General features: G+C 64.1%; 18 protein-coding genes and 2 pseudogenes. 8 read left to right on the top strand and 12 right to left on the bottom strand.

The window, feature by feature from the left end:
• Positions 1-14 precede the first annotated feature (14 nt).
• Positions 15-1322 carry a guanine deaminase gene (gene guaD / locus P3R82_RS12710; protein ID WP_283194091.1) on the top strand — a complete coding sequence of 436 codons (1308 nt, stop codon included), beginning with the start codon at positions 15-17 and terminating at the stop codon, positions 1320-1322.
• Here the strand turns inward: guaD and P3R82_RS12705 are convergent.
• Positions 1319-1915, bottom strand: coding sequence for a dihydrofolate reductase family protein (locus P3R82_RS12705; protein ID WP_283194090.1), 597 nt, complete (start codon positions 1913-1915; stop codon positions 1319-1321). The two genes, guaD and P3R82_RS12705, sit on opposite strands and share 4 nt — an antisense overlap.
• A gap of 95 nt (positions 1916-2010) precedes the next feature.
• A complete protein-coding gene (locus tag P3R82_RS12700) occupies positions 2011-2880 on the bottom strand; it encodes a LysR family transcriptional regulator (RefSeq protein ID WP_283194089.1) in 870 nt (289 codons plus the stop codon).
• A 63-nt stretch (positions 2881-2943) separates the two neighbouring features.
• Here P3R82_RS12700 and P3R82_RS12695 point away from each other — a divergent pair, with 63 nt between their 5' ends.
• The 4 genes and pseudogenes from P3R82_RS12695 (at position 2944) to P3R82_RS12680 (ending at position 5784) form a co-directional block, all read left to right on the top strand.
• A complete protein-coding gene (locus P3R82_RS12695; RefSeq protein WP_283194088.1) occupies positions 2944-3912 on the top strand; it encodes a quinone oxidoreductase in 969 nt (322 codons plus the stop codon).
• A gap of 91 nt (positions 3913-4003) precedes the next feature.
• Positions 4004-5145 (top strand): annotated as a pseudogene (locus tag P3R82_RS12690) (alpha-hydroxy acid oxidase).
• A 43-nt stretch (positions 5146-5188) separates the two neighbouring features.
• Positions 5189-5377, top strand: coding sequence for a type II toxin-antitoxin system HicA family toxin (locus P3R82_RS12685; RefSeq protein ID WP_283194087.1), 189 nt, complete (start codon positions 5189-5191; stop codon positions 5375-5377).
• Between the two features lie 2 nt (positions 5378-5379).
• Positions 5380-5784, top strand: coding sequence for a type II toxin-antitoxin system HicB family antitoxin (locus tag P3R82_RS12680; RefSeq protein ID WP_283194086.1), 405 nt, complete (start codon positions 5380-5382; stop codon positions 5782-5784).
• Position 5785: 1 nt separating this feature from the next.
• Here P3R82_RS12680 and P3R82_RS12675 read toward each other — a convergent pair.
• The 9 genes and pseudogenes from P3R82_RS12675 to P3R82_RS12635 all read right to left on the bottom strand — a co-directional run bounded on the left by P3R82_RS12675 (position 5786) and on the right by P3R82_RS12635 (position 11743).
• Positions 5786-6527, bottom strand: a pseudogene (locus P3R82_RS12675) (metallophosphoesterase family protein).
• 3 nt (positions 6528-6530) lie between these two features.
• On the bottom strand, positions 6531-6887 hold the full coding sequence (gene uraH / locus P3R82_RS12670) for a hydroxyisourate hydrolase (RefSeq protein WP_183902287.1): 357 nt from the start codon (positions 6885-6887) through the stop codon (positions 6531-6533).
• Positions 6884-7384: an ureidoglycolate lyase gene (locus tag P3R82_RS12665; protein WP_283194085.1), complete on the bottom strand. Its 501-nt coding sequence runs from the start codon at positions 7382-7384 to the stop codon at positions 6884-6886. The genes uraH and P3R82_RS12665 overlap by 4 nt, the downstream gene beginning before the upstream one ends.
• A gap of 1 nt (position 7385) precedes the next feature.
• The gene (locus tag P3R82_RS12660) at positions 7386-7748 is read right to left on the bottom strand and encodes a DUF86 domain-containing protein (RefSeq protein ID WP_283194084.1); all 363 of its coding nucleotides are present in this window, start codon (positions 7746-7748) and stop codon (positions 7386-7388) included.
• Positions 7745-8038, bottom strand: a complete 294-nt coding sequence (locus P3R82_RS12655; RefSeq protein WP_283194083.1) for a nucleotidyltransferase family protein — start codon at positions 8036-8038, stop codon at positions 7745-7747. Before P3R82_RS12655 ends, P3R82_RS12660 begins: the two co-directional genes overlap by 4 nt.
• A gap of 60 nt (positions 8039-8098) precedes the next feature.
• Entirely contained in the window at positions 8099-8596 is a 498-nt protein-coding gene (gene uraD / locus P3R82_RS12650; protein WP_283194082.1) for a 2-oxo-4-hydroxy-4-carboxy-5-ureidoimidazoline decarboxylase, read from the bottom strand.
• On the bottom strand, positions 8593-9519 hold the full coding sequence (gene puuE, locus P3R82_RS12645; protein ID WP_283194081.1) for an allantoinase PuuE: 927 nt from the start codon (positions 9517-9519) through the stop codon (positions 8593-8595). The genes uraD and puuE overlap by 4 nt, the downstream gene beginning before the upstream one ends.
• Positions 9520-9617: 98 nt before the next feature.
• On the bottom strand, positions 9618-10340 hold the full coding sequence (locus P3R82_RS12640) for a DUF1045 domain-containing protein (RefSeq protein ID WP_183902293.1): 723 nt from the start codon (positions 10338-10340) through the stop codon (positions 9618-9620).
• Between the two features lie 224 nt (positions 10341-10564).
• Complete coding sequence (locus P3R82_RS12635) at positions 10565-11743, bottom strand: FAD-binding oxidoreductase (protein WP_283194080.1); 1179 nt, start codon at positions 11741-11743, stop codon at positions 10565-10567.
• Here P3R82_RS12635 and mnmD point away from each other — a divergent pair.
• Positions 11742-12482: a tRNA (5-methylaminomethyl-2-thiouridine)(34)-methyltransferase MnmD gene (gene mnmD / locus P3R82_RS12630; protein WP_283194079.1), complete on the top strand. Its 741-nt coding sequence runs from the start codon at positions 11742-11744 to the stop codon at positions 12480-12482. The genes P3R82_RS12635 and mnmD overlap by 2 nt on opposite strands.
• 346 nt (positions 12483-12828) lie before the next feature.
• On the opposite strand, the gene P3R82_RS12625 is transcribed toward mnmD, so the two are convergent.
• On the bottom strand, positions 12829-16047 hold the full coding sequence (locus P3R82_RS12625) for a response regulator (protein WP_283196333.1): 3219 nt from the start codon (positions 16045-16047) through the stop codon (positions 12829-12831).
• A gap of 279 nt (positions 16048-16326) precedes the next feature.
• Between P3R82_RS12625 and P3R82_RS12620 the strand changes: the two genes are divergently transcribed.
• Positions 16327-16710 carry a hypothetical protein gene (locus P3R82_RS12620; protein WP_283194078.1) on the top strand — a complete coding sequence of 128 codons (384 nt, stop codon included), beginning with the start codon at positions 16327-16329 and terminating at the stop codon, positions 16708-16710.
• 367 nt (positions 16711-17077) lie between these two features.
• Positions 17078-18790, top strand: a complete 1713-nt coding sequence (locus tag P3R82_RS12615) for a DEAD/DEAH box helicase (protein ID WP_283194077.1) — start codon at positions 17078-17080, stop codon at positions 18788-18790.
• Positions 18791-18806: the final 16 nt, after the last annotated feature.

Raw genomic sequence — 18806 nt, 5'->3', positions numbered from 1 at the left:
AGAGGCGAACGCCCATGACCCAGACCCTCCTCCGCGGCCGCTTGCTCTCCTTCGTCAGGACACCCCAGAGCCTGACCGACAGCGAAAGCTATCGCTACGAGACTGATGGCGGCCTGTTGATGGACAAGGGCCTGATCGTCGAAAGCGGCCCCTATTCCGAGGTCAAGGCGAAGGCCGAGGCAGGCGTGGTCGAGATCGATCACCGCCCGCATCTGATCATGCCGGGGTTCATCGACATGCACCTGCACTTCCCGCAGATGCAGGTGATCGCCTCCTACGCCGCCAATCTTCTCGAGTGGCTGAACACCTACACCTTTCCCGAGGAATGCCGCTTCGTCGAAAGCGCACATGCCCAACGTATCGCCACGCATTTCTACGACGAGCTCATCCGCCACGGCACGACGACGGCGGTCGCCTACTGCTCCGTCCACAAGACCTCCGCCGACGCGTTCTTCGCGGAAGCCATGAGGCGCAACATGCGCATGGTCGGCGGCAAGGTGATGATGGACCGCAACGCCCCGCAGGGCCTGCTCGACACGCCCCAGATGGGCTACGACGAGACCCGAGAGATCATCGCCGACTGGCACGGCAAGGGCCGCAACCACGTCGCCATCACCCCGCGCTTCGCCATCACCTCGACCCCTGAGCAGATGGAAGCGACGCAGGCGCTCGCCCGCGAATTTCCCGACCTGCACATCCAGACGCATCTCTCCGAGAACCACGACGAGATCAAGTTCACCTGCGAGCTCTATCCCGACGCGATCGACTACACCGACATCTACGCCCGCTACGGCCTGCTCGGGGACAAGACGCTCTTCGGCCACTGCATCCACCTGTCTGAGCGCGAGGCGGACGCGATGAGCGAAGCCGGCGCCATCGCCGTCCACTGCCCGACCTCCAACCTCTTCCTCGGCTCGGGCCTCTTCCCGCTGAAGGCGCTGATGCGCCGCGACAAGCCGGTCAGGATCGGCGTCGCCACCGACATCGGCGGCGGCTCGAGCTACTCGATGCTGCGCACCATGGACGAGGCCTACAAGATCCAGCAACTGCTCGCGGAACGCCTGAACCCGCTGGAAAGCTACTACCTGATGACGCTTGGCAACGCGCTCTCGCTCTCGCTCGCCGACCACATCGGCACGCTCGACAAAGGCACAGACGCCGACGTGGTCGTGCTCGACGCCGCCGCGACACCAGCCATGGCGCTGAAGATGGAAGTGGTGAAAACGCTTCCCGAAGAGCTCTTCCTGCTGCAGACCATGGGCGACGACCGCGCCATCGTCGAGACCTATGTCGCGGGCGCGGCGGCGAAGGGTGCGCTTTAGCCGCGCCGATAGACCTGCGCGATGGCGCCCTTGGGAAACACCCGCGTGCTGATCAGTTGCAGCTTCCTCGGCTGCGCGAGATCGGAAAAGATCGGCTGGCCGCGCCCGAGCGCCAGCGGATAGACCATCAGCATGTACTGATCGACAAGATCATGGGCGATGAGGCTGCGCGCGAAGCTGGCGCCGCCATGGGCGATGATCGGCTTGCCGTCCTGAGCCTTCAATCTGGCGATTTCCTCGGTCAGATCGCCGCTCGCTACATAGGCCTTGCGCCAGCTGTCGGCGCCGGGCTGCGGCTCGCCCGCTACAGCTGCCTCGATCTCCCGCGGCAGGATCGCCGCGCCCTTTTTCGAGAACACCGCCTTGGGGATCTCATTCATCGCCGGTGCGAAGACGTTGGTCGATGTCGGCCAGAAGCGCGCCATCCCTTCGAATGTGCGGCTGCCCATGATGTGCAGGCTGGCGTTCGAGGCGTTCTCGACCTTCCAGGCGATCGCCTCCTCGTCGCCGGTGAAAATCCACTCGGTCTCCCCCTCGGGGCCGCTGACAAACCCGTCGAGCGTCATCGCCATGGCCAGGATCAACTCTCGCATCGCTTCCTCCTTTTATGTTCTCTTCAAGGACGCGGTGGCCCGACCTATTCCGACATCCGCCGAACCGGAAATACATCGTCAGCCAACGATCGCCATCAACGCTCGCGCAACGCACCCATCACCGCCCGCACCAGCGGCACATCCTTGATGTCGCTATGGACGACAAGCCACAAATCACGCGTGATATCGGCGCCCTCAAGATCAAGCCGCGCCAGCCCTTGGCCCTCCGCGATGAAATCGGGCAGCAGCGCCACGCCGCCGCCGGCCTTGACCGCCGCCAGCTGGAACTCCAGCGTCGAGGCGCGGATCGCGATCGGCCGACCGGCGGCGATCTCCGCCAGCCGCTCCTCCTGCGGTGACGACGCCATCCCCTCGTCATAACCGATGAACGTCCAGTCACGCTGATCGACCGTCTCGGCGTAACCTGATGCCGCATAGGCATGGAAACCCACCTCGCCGATCTTCGAGACGGTCAGGTCGCCACTCTCAGGCCGATTGAGCCGCACGGCGATATCGGCTTCCCGCCGCCCGAGCGAGGCATAGCGCGTTTCGCCGATGAGCGTGACGCGGATACCGGGATGGCGCTGTCTTAGCCGCACCAGCGGCGGCGCCAGAACCGCGCCCGCATAGGCCGGCGGCGCGCTGATGCGGACCTCGCCGACATGCGTCTGATCGGCGCCGATACCGCCCCGCCCGATCGTCATGGCATCGGCGCTCATGCGCTCGGCGATCGCGGCAACCCGCACGCCCTCTGCCGTCAAAAGGATTCGCCGCCCGCGCCGATCGACCAGCTTCGCGCCGATCTCGCGCTCCAGATGCGCTACCCGCCGCGATACCGTCGCGTGCTCGACCCCGAGCGCCCGCGCCGCACCCGACAAGCTTCCGAGTTGCGACAGCGCCAGCAGATGGCGCAGATCCTCCCCAGTCCAGCATTGATCATTTTTTCCCATTGCCTGTGAAAGCATAGGGAATTTTCAATCACGCAACCATCCTCCATCTTCGGCCGCAAGCAATCAGGAGACCGGACAATGGATATCGCAATCACCCTCGCCGCCCCCGGCGGCATCGAACAGTTGAAGATTACCCCGCGAGAACCGCAGGCGCCGGGACCGAACGAGATCCGCATCCGACACGACGCCATCGGCGTGAACTTCCTGGATATCTATCATCGCAAGGGCCTCTATCCGTTGCCCGCCTACCCCGCCGTCATCGGCGCCGAAGGTGCTGGCGTGATCGAGGCGGTCGGCTCCGAGGTGACGACGGTCTCTCCCGGCGACCGCGTCGTCTATATGGGCGCACCCGTCGGCGCCTATGCCTCGACCCGCCTGCTACCGGCGCACCGCGCCATCCGTCTGCCCGATGATGTCAGTTCAAGCCATGCCGCCGCCATGATGCTCAAGGGCATGACGGCCTATATGCTGCTCCACCGCATCCACACAGTCACGCCTGAAAGCACCATCCTGGTGCACGCCGCCGCCGGCGGCCTCGGCACGCTTCTGGTGCGCTGGGCCAAGCACCTCGGCGCCACCGTGATCGGCACCGTCAGCAACGCGGAGAAGGCGGCACTCGCGACCGCCAACGGCGCCGACCATCTGGTGATCGGCCGCGATGCCGATCTGGTCGCAGACGTCATGGCGCTGACATCAGGGCGCGGCGTCGATGTCGGCTATGACGGCATCGGCGGCGCGATGCTGGCGAAGACCATCCACTGCATCCGCCCCTTCGGCATGGCCGCGAGCTTCGGCCAGGCGGCGGGGCCGATACCGCCGGTGACGATCGAGGCGCTGCGCCCGAACAAGTCTCTGTCGCACCCGAGCATCATGGCGGCGAGCGGCGATCCGGCCTTCTACCTGGAGGCGGCCACGGCGGCGATCGAGGCTATAAGGCTCGGCATTCTCACGCTTCCCACCCGCGAATTCGCCCTTTCCGATGCCGCCGCAGCCCACACCGAACTGGAGGCCGGACTGAGCAGCGGCAGCCTGTTGCTCATCCCGTAACCGGCTTCCGCGTGGGCGAGAAAGATACCGTTTCGGATGTAAATTATATGTGATATGGCCGTTGCATTATTCAGATGTGAAAGTCTTATCCATGGCCAAACCTCTCACCATTGCCGATCTGAAATCTCTCGCCCAGCGCCGCGTCCCCAAGATGTTCTTCGACTACGCCGATCCGGCGCCTGGACGGAACAGACCTACCGGGCCAACGAGAGCGATTTCGCCAAGATCGGCCTGCGCCAGCGCGTGCTCGTCGACATGACGAACCGCACGCTGGAGACGACGATGGTGGGCCAGAAGGTATCGATGCCCGTCGCTCTTGCGCCGACCGGTCTTACCGGCATGCAGCACGCCGACGGCGAGATGCTGGCGGCGCAGGCGGCCGAGGAGGCCGGCGTTCCCTTCACGCTGTCGACCATGAGCATCTGCTCGATCGAGGACGTCGCCTCGGTTACCACCAAGCCCTTCTGGTTCCAGCTTTATGTCATGAGGGACAAGGACTTCGTGCTGAACCTGATCAACCGCGCCAAGGCCGCCAGGTGCTCCGCGCTGGTCCTGACCGCCGACCTGCAGATCCTCGGGCAGCGTCACAAGGACCTGCGCAACGGCCTCTCCGCGCCGCCGAAGTTCACCCCCAAGCACATCTGGCAGATGGCGACGCGGCCCTTCTGGTGCCTCGACATGTTGCAGACCAAGCGCCGCTCCTTCGGCAACATCGTCGGCCACGCCAAGAACGTCTCCGACCTCTCCTCGCTGTCTTCCTGGACGGCGGAGCAGTTCGACCCGCAGCTTTCCTGGGCCGATGTTTCATGGATCAAGGAGCAGTGGGGCGGCCCGCTGATCATCAAGGGCATCTGCGACGTCGAGGACGCGAAGGCGGCCGCCGAGACCGGCGCCGACGCCATCATCGTCTCCAACCACGGCGGCCGCCAGCTCGACGGCGCCCCCTCCTCGATCAGCGTGCTTCCCTCGATCGTCGACGCCGTCGGCGACAGGATCGAAGTGCACCTCGACGGCGGTATCCGCTCCGGCCAGGACGTGCTGAAGGCCGTGGCGCTCGGCGCCAAGGGCACCTACATCGGCCGCCCCTTCCTCTATGGCCTCGGCGCCATGGGCAAGGAAGGCGTATCGCTGGCGCTGAGCATTCTCCGCAAGGAGATGGACGTGACCATGGCCCTTTGCGGCAAGCGCGACATCAAGGACGTGAACTCATCGATCATCGCGGGACGGCAGTAGGTGCGATTTGAATTGTACACATCATTGTGTATAATTCAGCCCGATGAAGAGCGCCGACGTCATTGTCCTGCTACTGAAAGCCGGCTGGTTCGAGGTCGGCCGGAAGGGCAGTCACGCCCAGTTCAAACATGCGGACAAGCCGGGCCGCGTGACCGTGCCGCATCCCAAGCGGGACATTCCGATCGGGACGTTGCGCAGCATCGAGAAACAGTCGGGCCTGGAGTTGAGGTGATCATGCGCAACTATATCGGACTGATCCACAAGGACGCCGAGAGCGACTACGGCGTCTCCTTTCCGGATTTTCCCGGCGCCATCACGGCCGGCTCGACGCTGGACGAGGCGCGCGAAATGGCCGAGGAAGCCCTGGCTTTTCACGTCGAGGGTTTGATCGAGGACGGAGAGACGCTTCCGCAACCCTCTTCGCTCGATACCGTCATGGCCAACCCGGAGAACAAGGACGGCGTTGCCATCCTCGTCTCGCTGAAAGCAGCGTCCAGCAGGGCCGTGCGCATCAATGTCACGCTGCCGGAGGATGTTCTGGCCCGCATCGACGCCGTCGCCGCAGCAGCCGGCCTGTCGCGCTCGGCCTTTCTCGCCAAGGCCGCGAAGCACGAGATCGAACGCAACGCGGCGGCTTAGATTAACGCACCCACCCCGTCGCCAGCGCGCCCGCCCAATCCGGCCGCCCGTTTTTCAACGCCAGCCGCGACATCGACATATGGTCATAGGCAACGGTCCGGAACTGCGGCGCGAAGCCGGACGCGGTCTTTTCGATGATGCAGTAGCAGGCCAGCGGATGTCCGGCCTCGACCTTGTGCTCATAGGGCGTGTCGTCGCTATAGCCGGGGCAGCCGACGCTGCCGGGATTGACGATCAGGCGCCCGTCGCTGAGACGAAGCATGCGCGGCACATGGCTGTGGCCGCAGAGGATCAGCTTCTGCTCGATCCCCTCGGCCAGCGCCTCGATCTCTTCGAGAGGCTTCAGGAAGACATGACCATCAGGCGAGACGGATCTCGAGCCAGTAGGTTTCGTCATGCCCGGGTGTGGCGTGGCAGAGATAGACCTCGTCGCGATAGACGGCGCTGAACGGCAAGCTCCGCAGCCAGCCGAGATGCGCGGCCGACAGTTGCCCGTAGGCATGCTGCTCCCAGGAGGGCATGGCGTCGGCGGGGCTCTCGACCAGGTAGCGATCGTGATTGCCGCGCACCGTCAGCGCATCGAGCGACATCAGCCTGTCCGCCGCCTTGCCTGCCTCGAGCGGCCCGCTCAGGCAATCGCCGAGATTGACGATCTCGGAAATCCCAAGCGCGGCGATATCGGCCAGCACCGCCTCGAGCGCCAGATGGTTGCCATGCACATCGGCGATCGCGGCGAAACGCATCGCTCAGCTCCCGCGATAGGTGGAATAGCCGTAGGGCGAGATTAAGAGCGGCACGTGATAATGCGCGCTCTCGTCGGCGATGCCGAAGCGGATCGGCACGAGGTCGAGGAAGGCCGGATGCGGCAGCGCGGCACCAATGCCGCGCAGATAATCGCCGGCATGAAACAGGAGCTCGTAGGTCCCGACCTTGAAACTCTCTCCAACAAGGATCGGCCCGCCATCGACACGGCCATCGGCATTGGTGACGACGGTCTTCACATGCCGCCGGACCTCGGCCTCGATATGGAAGAGCTCGATCTTCAGCCCCTCGGCGGGCTTGCCGGAGGCGGTGTCGAGGACGTGCGTGGTCAATCCGGTCATGAAATTGGCTCGCTGATGACAAAGGGAGTGTCGAAAAAATATTCTTCCAGATTGTTGCCCGGCCCGTCGCGATCGACAACCAGGAAATCGCTGACCGCGCCGAGCGACATCAGGGGATGGTGCCAGACATTGCGCCCATAATTCACGCCCTGATCGCCGTGCGCCAGAAACACCTGCGGACGTCCGGGCTTTCCACCCTCATCTTCGGACACCACGACCAGAAACGGCCGGCCGAAGATCGGCGAGAAGCTCTGGCTGCCGAGAGGGTGCCGCTCCATCATCCCGACCTGATAGGGAAAATCGCGCGGCTGGCCACGAAACAGATTGATGATCACGCGCGCGCCCTCGCCCACCACGTCAGCGGCAGCCAGCGCATGAAACCGCTCCGTGGTGCCGTTGTTGATATAGCGCATCGTCGCCGGATCGGCTTCGATGACCTCGCCAAAAGGCGCGAAGGCGGCTTTGGTCAGCGGCTGGATATCGAGGAAGTCTGTCACGTCATTCGCCTTGTATGCGCCAGTGGCGCAGCATGTGGAGGCTATCGATCAACTCGGGGATATTGTTCGTCGCCGTGTCCCAGACCGTCTCAAGGTCGATATTGAAATAGCCGTGCGCGATCCGGTTTCGCATGCCGCGCATCTTGGTCCATGGAACTTCCGGATGGGCCGCGACGACATCGGGAAACTCGTCGGACAGCCGCGTGACGACCTCGCCGATCATCAGCAGGTTCATGCCGACGGCACGCTGCTTCAGCACGTCTTGAAGAAACGCCTCCTTGGACGTTCCCTTCACGAAATCGCCGATCTCCAGGGAAACCTGTTCCATCTGGTCGAGATAGGATCGCAGCCAGTCCGAATTCATATCGGCTTGGCCTCGCTGAGAACGCGCGCGCGCACTCTTTCAGGAAAATCTCCGGGGACCATGAGATGAATATCTGTCCCCTGCATGAGGTCCTTCAACTCCTCGAGCAATCCACCGAGATCGAATAGAGACGTCCCCGGCAACGTATCGACCAGAATATCGAGATCGCTATCCGCCCGATCTTCGCCGCGCGCCACCGAGCCGAAGACACGCGGGTTGGCCGCGTTGAAGCGCTTGGTCGCCTCGCGGATCGCCTGCCTGTTCTTCTCCAGCACCTCGGATGGTCTCATCGTCTTCACTCCCTCCCGACGACTATAAGCGGCGGACGGACAAGAGAAAAGTGGTGTCGCTCAGCGTGTCGGCAGGAGCGCCTCGAGCCTGAGAAGCGCGATGCGCTCCACCTGCGCCGTCGCCGTTTCGAATTCCGCGTCGCGGCTGTTGTCGATGCGCTTTTCGAAGGCCGAAAGGATCGCCTGCTTGTCGAGACCCTTCACCGCGATGATGAAGGGAAAGCCGAATTTTTCAACATAGGCGCGGTTGAGTTCGGTGAAGCGCTGGTGCTCCTCAGGGCTCAGCCGATCGAGGCCGGCGCCGGCCTGTTCCTTTTTGCTGTCCTCGGTCAGCTCGCCGGCGATCGCCAGGCGGCCGGCGAGGTCGGGGTGGGCGCGCAGAACGCCGAGACGCTCCTCCGGGCTCGCGGCGCGGAAGATGGCCACCAGCGCGGTGTGCACCCGGTCGACATCGAGCGTCTCGCCGACGAAACCGTCGTCGAAGGCCCGCTCGGCGATAAAGGGCGAGTGCTCGAACACGCCGCCGAAGCGGGAAATGAACTCGTCGCGTGCGATCATCGGATGGTCTCCGGCTTGTGGTGCTTATGCCAATGCTCGGCGATCTCGATACGGCGCGGGATCCACACCTTCTCGTGCTCCAGCACATATTGCATGAAGCGTTTCAGCGCCGCCGCGCGGCCCGGACGGCCGACGAGACGGCAATGCAGGCCGATCGACATCATCTTCGGGCTGCCCGCCTTGCCCTCTTCATAGAGCGTGTCGAAGGCATCCTTGAGATAGGTGAAGAACTGGTCGCCCGAATTGAAGCCCTGCGGCGTGGCGAAGCGCATGTCGTTGGTCTCAAGCGTATACGGAATGATCAGGAACGGCTTGTCGTCCATGCCCTTCACCCAGAAAGGCAGATCGTCGGCATAGCTGTCCGACGAGTAGAGGAAGCCGCCCTCCTCCTGCACCAGCCTCAGCGTGTTGTCGGATGGCTTGCCCTGGTACATGCCGTAGGGCCGCTCGCCTGTTAGTTCGGTGTGCAGCCGCACGGCTTCCAGAATATGCTTGCGCTCCAGGTCCTCCTGGAAATCCTTGTATTCCAACCAGCGGTAGCCGTGGCTGGCGATTTCCCAGCCGGCTTCCTTCATCGCCGCCACCGCCTCGGGATTGCGCGCCATGGCGAGCGTCACGCCATAGACCGTCGCCTGCACCTTGAGCTCGGTGAACAGCCGCCACAGCCGCCAGAAACCGGCCCGCGAGCCGTATTCGTAGATGGATTCCATGTTGAGATTGCGCTGGCCGGGCCATGCCGCCGCGCCGACGATCTCCGACAGCAGGTTTTCGGACGCCGCGTCGCCATCGAGGACGCAGCTCTCGCCGCCCTCTTCGTAGTTGATGACGAACTGCACGGCGATATTGGCGCCGCCGGGCCATTTCGGGTCGGGTGGATTGCGGCCATAGCCGACGAGATTGCGCGGGTAGGTCTCGGATACCATGAAATCACCTTCCAGAAAGTCGGCGAACGGTAACACCTCAAGGGCGAATGTCGAGACGGAAACTGCGCAGCGGCGTTTTGCGCTTATCGCACAAACGCTTAGGCCGGAACGGGAACCCGCTCGCGCCGTGCGCTGACCTTGCCCATCGGATGCAGCGAATGCACCCTGAACGGCCCGCCATTGCCCTCCTCGACCATCAGTGCCACGTTCGAAATCTTCACCGGATCGACCAGCACCGGCTCGAAGACGCTGCGCAGCGAGCGCTCGATGCGCGGCATGTCGATCAGGCTGACCGGACCGGTGAGCGGCATGTGGAAGCGGAACTCGTCCATCACATAGGGGGATCCCCAGCGATGCAGATTGGCGAACTGCGCCGCCGAAAGCCCATCCGGATCGCTGCGCTCGATATCGGCATCGCTGAGCGGCGCCCGGAACTGGTCGAACTGCGCCACGATGGAGGAGGCCAGATACTGCACGTTGTCGCAGGGCAGCGACGGCACCAGGCTGAAGATGCTGCCGGTGCGCGCGACCTCGAGCCGCGAAACCGAAAACGGCGTGAGTGTGCCACAGAAACGCATCAATTCCCGCAATAGTTGCGGCTCCGACTGGTCCGCCGCAAGCCGGAAGGGTGCCTTCAGCGCGCCATGAAAGCCGTAGCGCCGCGGCACAGCCGTGTGAAAGGCGACCTCGTGAAGGCTGAGCCCGGGGATGGCCGTCGGCTCCACCATCTCGCCGGAAAACACGTTTCGGCCTAGCCAATTGGCAGCCGCATGCGACAGCGGGTCATTCGCGGCGGGCGTGAAGCAGATGGCGTATCGCATGCAATTATCTCCGTCGGCACCAGGCGCGACTCGTAAGCGCGCCGCCGTTTTGCAAGCAGATAGGCGATTTGCATGACAGATTGACGAAACACAGCGAGTGCTAATTCACGTTTAACGTGAATTTCGAAATATCTCGCGAAAGTGGCCGCCGATTTCAGGATAAAGACGGCGAAAAACGGAAAAGCGTAAGCGAAACGAGAAAATTCAAGCGAGCGCGAGGCACTTTAGCGTGAAGCGACGTGAATATGATTGATCAGGTGAAAACTCTCGGGCACCGGGAACGGAACCACGTTGCCAGCGGCCATGTGCACCACAGCTTCGGCCAGCCGGTGCGCGAGGCCGAAGCTGACCTTGAAGCCCCCGGTCAGCGCCAGCACTCTCTCATGCGCGGGATGCGGGCCGATCATCGGATCGCGGTCGATCGCCTTGGGGCGCAGCCCCGCCCAGCGCTCGACAACGGGCGCGTCGCGCAGCAAGGGCACCAGCGCCCGCGCCTTCTCGACCAGCACATCCAGCTGCCCGTCTGTCGTAAACGCTGCGTCGAAACGGTTCTCGCTGGTGCTGCCGATCGCGACATGCCCGCCCTCGTGCGCCACGACATAGAGCCCGTCGCGAAAGATGGTCGGCAGCTCGGGATCGATATCGGCCTTCAAAAGCGCCGACTGCCCCTTCACCGGCTGCCCGAGCGGCTGCGTCAGCCCTGCCGTGTCGCGCGCCAGAAGCGAAAACGACTGGTAGCCGGCCGCGATGACGCAATGCCCGAAGGCGATCGCCCCGGCATCGGTTTCGGCGACCCCGCGCGCGGCATCGATACTGTGAACGGCCGAATTCTCGATGATGCGGACGTGTCTGGCACCGCGGAGAAAAGCTGAAAGCACAGCCGTCAGCGATCGCGGCGCCACCCGGCCGGCCAGCGTGTCATGCACGAAGCCGCCCTCCATTTGAGAAGCGTCCGGCCAGCCGGATACATCAGGCGTATCGATCACATGCCAATGGAAGCGACGCTCGCCTGCATGCCAGTGGCTGTCGGCATCGGCCGAATGCCCAAGCGCGATATCGCGCAGATGCGGCTTGGGCAGCGGGATCAGGCGACCCGAGCGGCGATAGCCGGCCGTGAGGCCGGTCTCGTCTTCCAGCCGCGCCACCTCGGCCTCCAGCGCCACCAGCGCATCGAACTGAAACTGCTTCTTCGGGTTCCATTTATCCGGCATGTGCGGCATCAGCGCGCCGAGCAACCCGCCGCTCGCCCCGCCGCCGAACGATCCAGCATCGATCAGCACCGCGTCGATCCCCATGCGCTCGGCGTGAACCGCCGCCCAGAGACCCATGATGCCGCCGCCGACGATCAACAGATCGGTGGACGATTGACCCGGGGGCAAGGCCGGACTATCGGCTGTTGACATGACAGACATCGATCCCGATCAGATTAACTTGGCACAGGCTGAGATGGCGAACCGGCCGCTGGAATGGCGCGACGGCGATATGCCCTATTCGCCGGCCTTTGGCGACCATTTTTATTGCCAGACCGACGGCCGCCTCGAATGCGGCCATGTCTTCCTGGCCGGAAACGGCCTGCCCGAGCGCTGGGCAGGGGCGCGAGACTTCCTGATCGGCGAGCTCGGCTTCGGCACCGGCCTGAACTTCGCCGAGACCTTCCGGAACTGGAAGCTGAGGCGCGCGGAAGGCCAGCAACTGCACTTCATGTCCTTCGAGCTCTACCCGATGCAGCGACACGAGATCGACCGCGCGCTGTCGCACTGGCCGGAGATCGGCGCCGAGCGTATCGCACTGGTCTCGGCCTGGCCGGATGTACCGGAGGGAACCGTCTCGTTGACACTCGACGAGCAGACCACGCTCAGCGTCGTCTGCGGCCGGGCGCTCGATGGCGTGACGGCCGCCGAGGCGGGTTTCGATGCCTGGTATCTGGATGGCTTCGCGCCGTCGAGAAACGCCGATATGTGGTCACAGGAACTGATGACGCTGGTTTGCGAAAAGACGATCGCGGGCGGCACCTTCGCGACCTACGCCGCCGCCGGCTTCGTCCGCCGCAATCTCGGCGCCGCCGGCTTTGTGGTCGAGCGTCGTCCTGGCTTCGCCGGCAAGCGCGAAATGCTGTGCGGCGTCAAGCGCGCCGAGAGCTAGAGCCTTTCCTGGCTAGATTGAAACATTCTGTTGGCTCAAACGGAGTCGGATGGTCGTCCGGCCGGCGCGCGTCGTAGCCAACGCATACGGCCAAGCCGGCCGGACGATCAGGCGGCCCGTTTCAGCCAACCCCCGCTGGTTTGCTTCGCAAACCGGCTGGGGCCGGGCATCTTTGCGCCAGGATCAAAGGCGATCGGCTCGACCGTACCTGGGGTATGCCCTTCGCCAATCGCCTTTGCCCTGACGAAAACCTGCTCCGGCAGAATGCTTCAATCTAAGCAGGAAAGGCTCTAGGCACTCCGAAACAGCAGCAACGGCCGGTCGCAGAGCTGGACCCGGGTCCTGATCAGCTCAGCGAAACCCCGCTCGCGCGGCCTTCCTTGCCGAGCCACAGCGCGATCTTCTCTTCCAGCAGCTCCGGGCTGATCGGCTTGGCCATGTAGTCGTCCATGCCGGCGTCGAGGCAGAGATCGCGGTCGGCGTCGAGCGCGTGCGCCGTGACGCCGATGATCGGCACCCGGTGCCCCTGCCCGCGCTCGAGCTCGCGGATGCGCCGTGCCGCGTCGTGGCCGTTCATCACGGGCATCGACACGTCCATCATGATGATGCGCGGTGTATGGGCCTCCCAGGCCTCGACAGCCTCCTCGCCGTTCTTGACGACGAGGAAGTTCAGCCCCGTCGCCTGCAGGATCTGCGTGAAGACGATCTGGTTGACCTCGTTGTCCTCGGCGACGAGCACGTCGATAAAGGACGGCGGCGCTCTTTCGCTGAGGGGTTCCGGCAAAAGCTCGGGCTCGAGCGGCGGTGCCTCGATGACGGGCCGCAGCGTCGGCGCCAGCCTGATCCGGTTGGTGCGCACGACATCGACGATGGTGTTGCGCAGCACGTTGGCGCGTGCCGGCTTCATCAGATGCGCCTGGCCGTTCAGCGCCGCGAATTCCTTCTCGGTGCCCGAGATATCCATCGAGGTCAGGAAGACGATCGGCAGGTCGGCGAAGCGTTCGTCGGCGCGCAGCAGGTGGGCGATATCGGCGCCATTCATGCCGGGGATCTGGTAGTCGAGTACCAGCGCATCGATGGAAACACCGAGCGCGAAGGCTTCCTCGAGAATGGCGAGCCCCTCGACGCCGTCTTCGGCCGCCGCGCCGTCGAAGCCCCATTGCGTGAGCTGCTCGGTCAGGATCTGGCGGTTGACGGCGTTGTCGTCGATGACAAGCACGCGTGCGCCACGCACGTTGATGGGCAGCGGCCTTGGCTCCGCCCGCTTGGCGCCGATGGTGAACGGCAGGGTGACGGTGAAGACCGACCCCTCGCCGACAGCGCTATCGACCTCGATGTAGCCGCCGAACAGGTCGACGAGACCCGCCGTGATCGCCAGCCCCAGCCCGGTGCCCTCGTGACGCCGCGTCGAGGAGGAATCGATCTGCGAGAACTTGCCGAATATCTGGTCGAGCCGGTCCTTCGGCATGCCGATGCCGGTATCCTCGATGCGCAGCGTCGCCATGATCTCGTCGGCCGCGCCCGCGACATAGCCGAGCTCGACCAGCACATGTCCCCGCTCGGTGAACTTGACGGCGTTGCCTACCAGATTGGTGACGATCTGGCGGAAGCGCCCGGCATCGCCGATGATGGCGGCCGGCATGTCAGGCGTGACGCGGACCAGAAGCTCGATGCTCTTTTCCGCCGCCAGCGACGACAAAAGCGTCACCACGTCCTCGACGGCCTCGACCGGATCGAAGGTGATGCGGCGCAGGGTCATCTGCCCGGAATCGATCTTGGAGAAATCGAGAATGTCGTTGATGATGGTCATCAGCGCATTGCCCGACTTGGTGATGATATCGACGAAGGTCTTCTGGCGCGTATCGAGATTGGTCTTCGACAGCAGTTCGGCCATGCCGAGCACGCCGTTCATGGGCGTGCGGATTTCATGGCTCATATTGGCCAGAAACTCCGATTTCACCCGATCGGCGACTTCGGCGCGCTCGAGCAGGCTCTCCAGATCGCCTTCGCGGATCTTCATCGTCGAAATGTCGGTGAACAGCACCACCCAATGCCGGCGGGCGCTGACCATGACGTCCATCTGCACCCAGCGGCCATCGGGCACGCGAAACAGATGCGACGCCGGCTGGTCATCGGCAAGCGCCTGGCCGATATCGTTGAGCAGGTGACCGGCATCTTCCGGGAAATCGCCCCTGGCGGCGCAGAACGACAGCATCTCGCGCCAGTCGCGGCCGACGGCGACACGGTCGCCGGCAAGGTCGAGCATGCCGGCCAGCGCATCGTTGCTGAGCAGGATCTCGCCGTCCTGCAGCACGAGCAGCCCCTGCGACATCGCATGCGTCGCGTCGCCCATCAGCTCGCCGAGGTTCTCGAGTTCCTCGCGGGCGGCGTGGATTGCCCGTTCATGCAGGCGCACGGCCGAGACATCGGCGTAGGTCAGGAGAATGCGGTCCGTGGAGATCTTGCGGCTGTCGACCAGGAGAAACCTGTCGCCCCAGTTGATCTCTGCCGCCGCCGGGTGGTCCGAGCGGAACTGATCGGTGCGCCGCGCCAGGATCTCCTCGGCGGCCACGCCGGGCGGATAGCGCCCGAGCATATGATTGTATTCGACGAGCTCGGCGAAGCTCTTGCCGTCGAAGTATCCCTCGGGCAGGTCCGAGATCGTGTAGAACGCCTGGTTGCCGTAGAGGATCGTGAGATCGCTCTCCAGGATAAGCACGCCGACGGGCAGCGAATTCAGCACCCTGGCCATGTCGCGATGGAGAATTTCGGTATGGGCCTGCGCCGCGATGAGCGCGCTCTCGCGTTCCTTCAGCAGCGACACGTCCGAGAACGACCCGACGGTATAGTGCCGGCCGTCGCCGCCACTGATCCGGTTGATCTGCGCGAGGATCGGATAGACCCCGCCGCTGGCCCCTGGCACGAGGCTCTCGATATCGCGGGCCTCCCCCTTGGCCAGCGCCTGCACGTGCCCCCGGCTCACCATGTCGCCGGACGCCGTGCCGAACATCTCGCGCTCGGTCTTGCCCAGCGCCTCGGCGCGCGGCAGCCCCGTCAGCTGTTCGTAAGAGGCGTTGGCATAGACGAGCCGATGATCCTCGTCGCGCACGAAGGCGGCGACCGGAAGCGCTTCGATCACGTCACGCAGGAAGTCGATGTCGGTACGGTTTGCGCTGGAGGCCCGCGTCGCCGGCCATGTCGGCCGCGACGCCTTGCGCGCCTCCTCGAACATGCCGAGCACATAGATCCGCTCTTCCGAGAGCGCGAAACTCTCGATCCGCACGCGGTCATGGGCATCGCCTGTGGCGTCGAAGCAGAGCGCGCTTTCCTCGCTGCCGAAAACCAGCGCGCGGCGCTCCTTGTCCTCGCGATCCTGCTCTTCCGGCCGGTCGAACAGCTCGCGGCTGCGCCGGCCGATGAAATCGGAAATCTCCTTGCCGAAGAAATCCGCATAGGCCTGGTTGACCGCGACATAGCGCAGTTCGCTGTTCTTGACATAGGCAGGGTTGTCCAGATCCGCGATCCGGCGGCATGCCAGTTCGAGAATGTCCCCGTTCGCTCCCAAAAACACCTGCTCCACCATGAAAACACTAGGCAAATTGCGACGTCATCGACCATAGCCGAGAGGCGTTTAACAACGCATTAACCATGATCCCGCCGAACAAAAATAACGCTTCGGATTGAGAAGTTTAAAGCGAGCGGATGCCCGGTTGCATCTCCTGACCCCATGTCGTCGTCAAGCAAAACCCCGGAAATCGTGCTAAAATCGCAGCCATTTCTTGAGCACCGGCCCGATGTTCTGCTGGTGGCCCCAAGAAGAACTCGTCCGTCACAGGAGGCGAACATGTCCGTACTTCGTAAAAGCATGGCAACCGGCTCTATCCTTCTCACGCTCACAACCGCGACGCTGACATTAACCTCGCCCGCGATGGCGAACCACGATTACATCTGGGGCGGCGCGGCGGCGGGCTTCGTCGGCGGCATGCTGCTGTCGCAGGCGCTTCGTCCCTACCCCTACACATACGGCTACCCCGACGGCTACGGCTATCCCTATGCCTACGGCTATCGCTACGGATACCCCTATAGATATCCCTACAGGGCTTACCGGCCATACGGCGCCTATCCGGTTTACCGCAGCTACTATTCCCAGCCCTACCGCCGTTGCCATCTCGAGTGGCGGCGCAACGGATGGGGCGAGGCCTACCGCGTCCGCGTCTGCCCTTATTGATACCGGCGGCCTGCTTCGGCGACCGCGCGCGGTGCGCCTTGTCCGCGACGCACCCTGCGCGGTCAGTCCCGGCGCGGCCTTTTGCGGCCCTCCCCTTGACTTTGCGGCGGAACTAGACCAAATGCAGGCCAGCTTTCACCTTCCGGCCGCCGCGTGAGCGTGCCCCTGCCAGCAAATAGGATGCAGGAAGAAGGACAAAGCGCATTTCGAATGGACCGCATCCCAAGGGACGCGGCAGAAGCGCTGGAAAGCTTTTTCCAACAAGACAAGTTCCCACTTCACGCGGGGTTCTTGACGCCAGAGTAACACCGGACCGCAAACCCGCGTTCCGGCGGTATTGTTTTGGCGCCCCTGAAAAGGTTATGACTTGACCAATTTTGAATCGCTTGGTGTCTCCAAGCCGATCGTCGCCACACTGTTCCAGCTCGGCATCGAAACGCCGACCCCCATCCAGGAAAAGGCGATCCCGCTTCTTCTCGAAGGCCGCGACCTGATCGGCCTCGCCCAGACCGGCACCGGCAAGACGGCCGCTTTCGGCCTGCCGCTGATCGAAAAGCTGATCCCGGAAGAACGCCGCCCCGACAACCGTACCACCCGTACGTTGATCCTGGCGCCGACCCGCGAACTGGTGAACCAGATCGCCCAGAACCTGAAGAACTTCCTGCGCAAGTCGCATCTGCGCATCAACGTCGTCGTCGGCGGCGTGTCGATCAACAAGCAGCAGCTGCAGCTTGAAAAGGGCACCGACATCCTGGTCGCCACCCCCGGCCGCCTGCTCGATCTCGTCGCCCGTCGTGCCATCGGCCTGACCGCCGTGCGCTACCTCGTGCTCGACGAAGCCGACCAGATGCTCGACCTCGGCTTCGTTCATGATCTGCGCAAGATCTCCAAGATGGTGCCGAAGCGTCGCCAGACGATGCTCTTCTCCGCCACCATGCCGAAGGCGATCGCGGATCTCGCCGCCGACTTCCTGACCGATCCGGTCAAGGTCGAAGTGACGCCTCCGGGCAAGGCTGCCGACAAGGTCGAGCAGTATGTTCACTTCGTCAACGGCAAGAACGACAAGACCGATCTTCTCAAGAAGTCGCTCTCCGAAAACCCCGATGGCCGCGCCATCGTGTTCCTGCGCACCAAGCACGGCGCCGAGAAGCTGATGAAGCATCTCGAGCACGTCGGCTACTCCGTCGCCTCGATCCACGGCAACAAGAGCCAGGGTCAGCGCGAGCGCGCGCTGAAGGCCTTCAAGGACGGCGACATCAAGACGCTGATCGCCACCGACGTCGCGGCGCGCGGCATCGATATCCCGGCTGTCAGCCACGTCTACAACTACGACCTGCCTGAAGTGCCCGACGCCTACGTCCACCGCATCGGCCGTACGGCGCGTGCCGGCCGCGATGGTATCGCGATCGCTTTCTGCGCACCGGATGAAACCCGTCTGCTGCGCGATATCGAGCGCCTGATGAACATCTCGATCGCGGTTGCCTCTGGCGAAGCCCCGGCCAACATGAACGCGGCGCCGAAGCGCGGCAACGGCAATGGCCATCGTGGCCAGGGCCAGGGTCGTGGCGGTGAAGGTCGCAATGGTGAAGGCAGGGGTGGCGAAGGCCGTGGCAACGCCCGCGCCGGTCGCCCCGAGCGCCGTCCGCGCCCCGAAGCCGGCGACGAGGTCCGCGCCAACGAGGAGCGCCGCGAGCGTCGCCCCCGTCCGGAACGCCAGACGCAGCGCAACGAGGATTTCCGTGGCCAGCGTCGCGGCGAAGTCGCGCCGGTCACGGCAGGCCCTGACAACGATCTCGCCTCGACCTCGGATTTCCGTGGCGCAGGCCAGGCCCGCAAGCAGCAGCGCCCACAGCACGGCAACCACGCCCATGGCGACGCAAACCGTCACCAGCCCGGCGGCGGTGCCCGCAATGCGCCCCGCAACGGCCAGGGCCGTCCGGCCCGCAAGCATGGTGAAGACCGTGGCGCGCAGCAGAATGCCGGTGGCGAACGCGGTGAACGTCGCGAAGGCAACGGCGGCAACCGCCGTGGCGGCCCCTCGCGCGGCGGCAATGGCGGCCAGCGTCGCGAACGCGCGTAAGCCTTGAAAGCCTTTG

The organism is Rhizobium sp. AN80A, from assembly GCF_030053015.1.
Taxonomy (GTDB): domain Bacteria; phylum Pseudomonadota; class Alphaproteobacteria; order Rhizobiales; family Rhizobiaceae; genus Rhizobium; species Rhizobium metallidurans.
This window is presented reverse-complemented; position numbering and strand designations above follow the sequence as displayed.

Excerpts from the sequence above, each read along its gene's own strand:
- guaD (WP_283194091.1), top strand. The coding sequence starts at position 15 with ATGACCCAGACCCTCCTCCGCGGCCGCTTGCTCTCCTTCGTCAGGACA.
- P3R82_RS12705 (WP_283194090.1), bottom strand. The coding sequence starts at position 1,915 with ATGCGAGAGTTGATCCTGGCCATGGCGATGACGCTCGACGGGTTTGTC.
- P3R82_RS12700 (WP_283194089.1), bottom strand. The coding sequence starts at position 2,880 with ATGCTTTCACAGGCAATGGGAAAAAATGATCAATGCTGGACTGGGGAG.
- P3R82_RS12695 (WP_283194088.1), top strand. The coding sequence starts at position 2,944 with ATGGATATCGCAATCACCCTCGCCGCCCCCGGCGGCATCGAACAGTTG.
- P3R82_RS12685 (WP_283194087.1), top strand. The coding sequence starts at position 5,189 with ATGAAGAGCGCCGACGTCATTGTCCTGCTACTGAAAGCCGGCTGGTTC.
- P3R82_RS12680 (WP_283194086.1), top strand. The coding sequence starts at position 5,380 with ATGCGCAACTATATCGGACTGATCCACAAGGACGCCGAGAGCGACTAC.
- uraH (WP_183902287.1), bottom strand. The coding sequence starts at position 6,887 with ATGACCGGATTGACCACGCACGTCCTCGACACCGCCTCCGGCAAGCCC.
- P3R82_RS12660 (WP_283194084.1), bottom strand. The coding sequence starts at position 7,748 with ATGAATTCGGACTGGCTGCGATCCTATCTCGACCAGATGGAACAGGTT.
- P3R82_RS12655 (WP_283194083.1), bottom strand. The coding sequence starts at position 8,038 with ATGAGACCATCCGAGGTGCTGGAGAAGAACAGGCAGGCGATCCGCGAG.
- uraD (WP_283194082.1), bottom strand. The coding sequence starts at position 8,596 with ATGATCGCACGCGACGAGTTCATTTCCCGCTTCGGCGGCGTGTTCGAG.
- puuE (WP_283194081.1), bottom strand. The coding sequence starts at position 9,519 with ATGGTATCCGAGACCTACCCGCGCAATCTCGTCGGCTATGGCCGCAAT.
- P3R82_RS12640 (WP_183902293.1), bottom strand. The coding sequence starts at position 10,340 with ATGCGATACGCCATCTGCTTCACGCCCGCCGCGAATGACCCGCTGTCG.
- mnmD (WP_283194079.1), top strand. The coding sequence starts at position 11,742 with ATGACAGACATCGATCCCGATCAGATTAACTTGGCACAGGCTGAGATG.
- P3R82_RS12635 (WP_283194080.1), bottom strand. The coding sequence starts at position 11,743 with ATGTCAACAGCCGATAGTCCGGCCTTGCCCCCGGGTCAATCGTCCACC.
- P3R82_RS12620 (WP_283194078.1), top strand. The coding sequence starts at position 16,327 with ATGTCCGTACTTCGTAAAAGCATGGCAACCGGCTCTATCCTTCTCACG.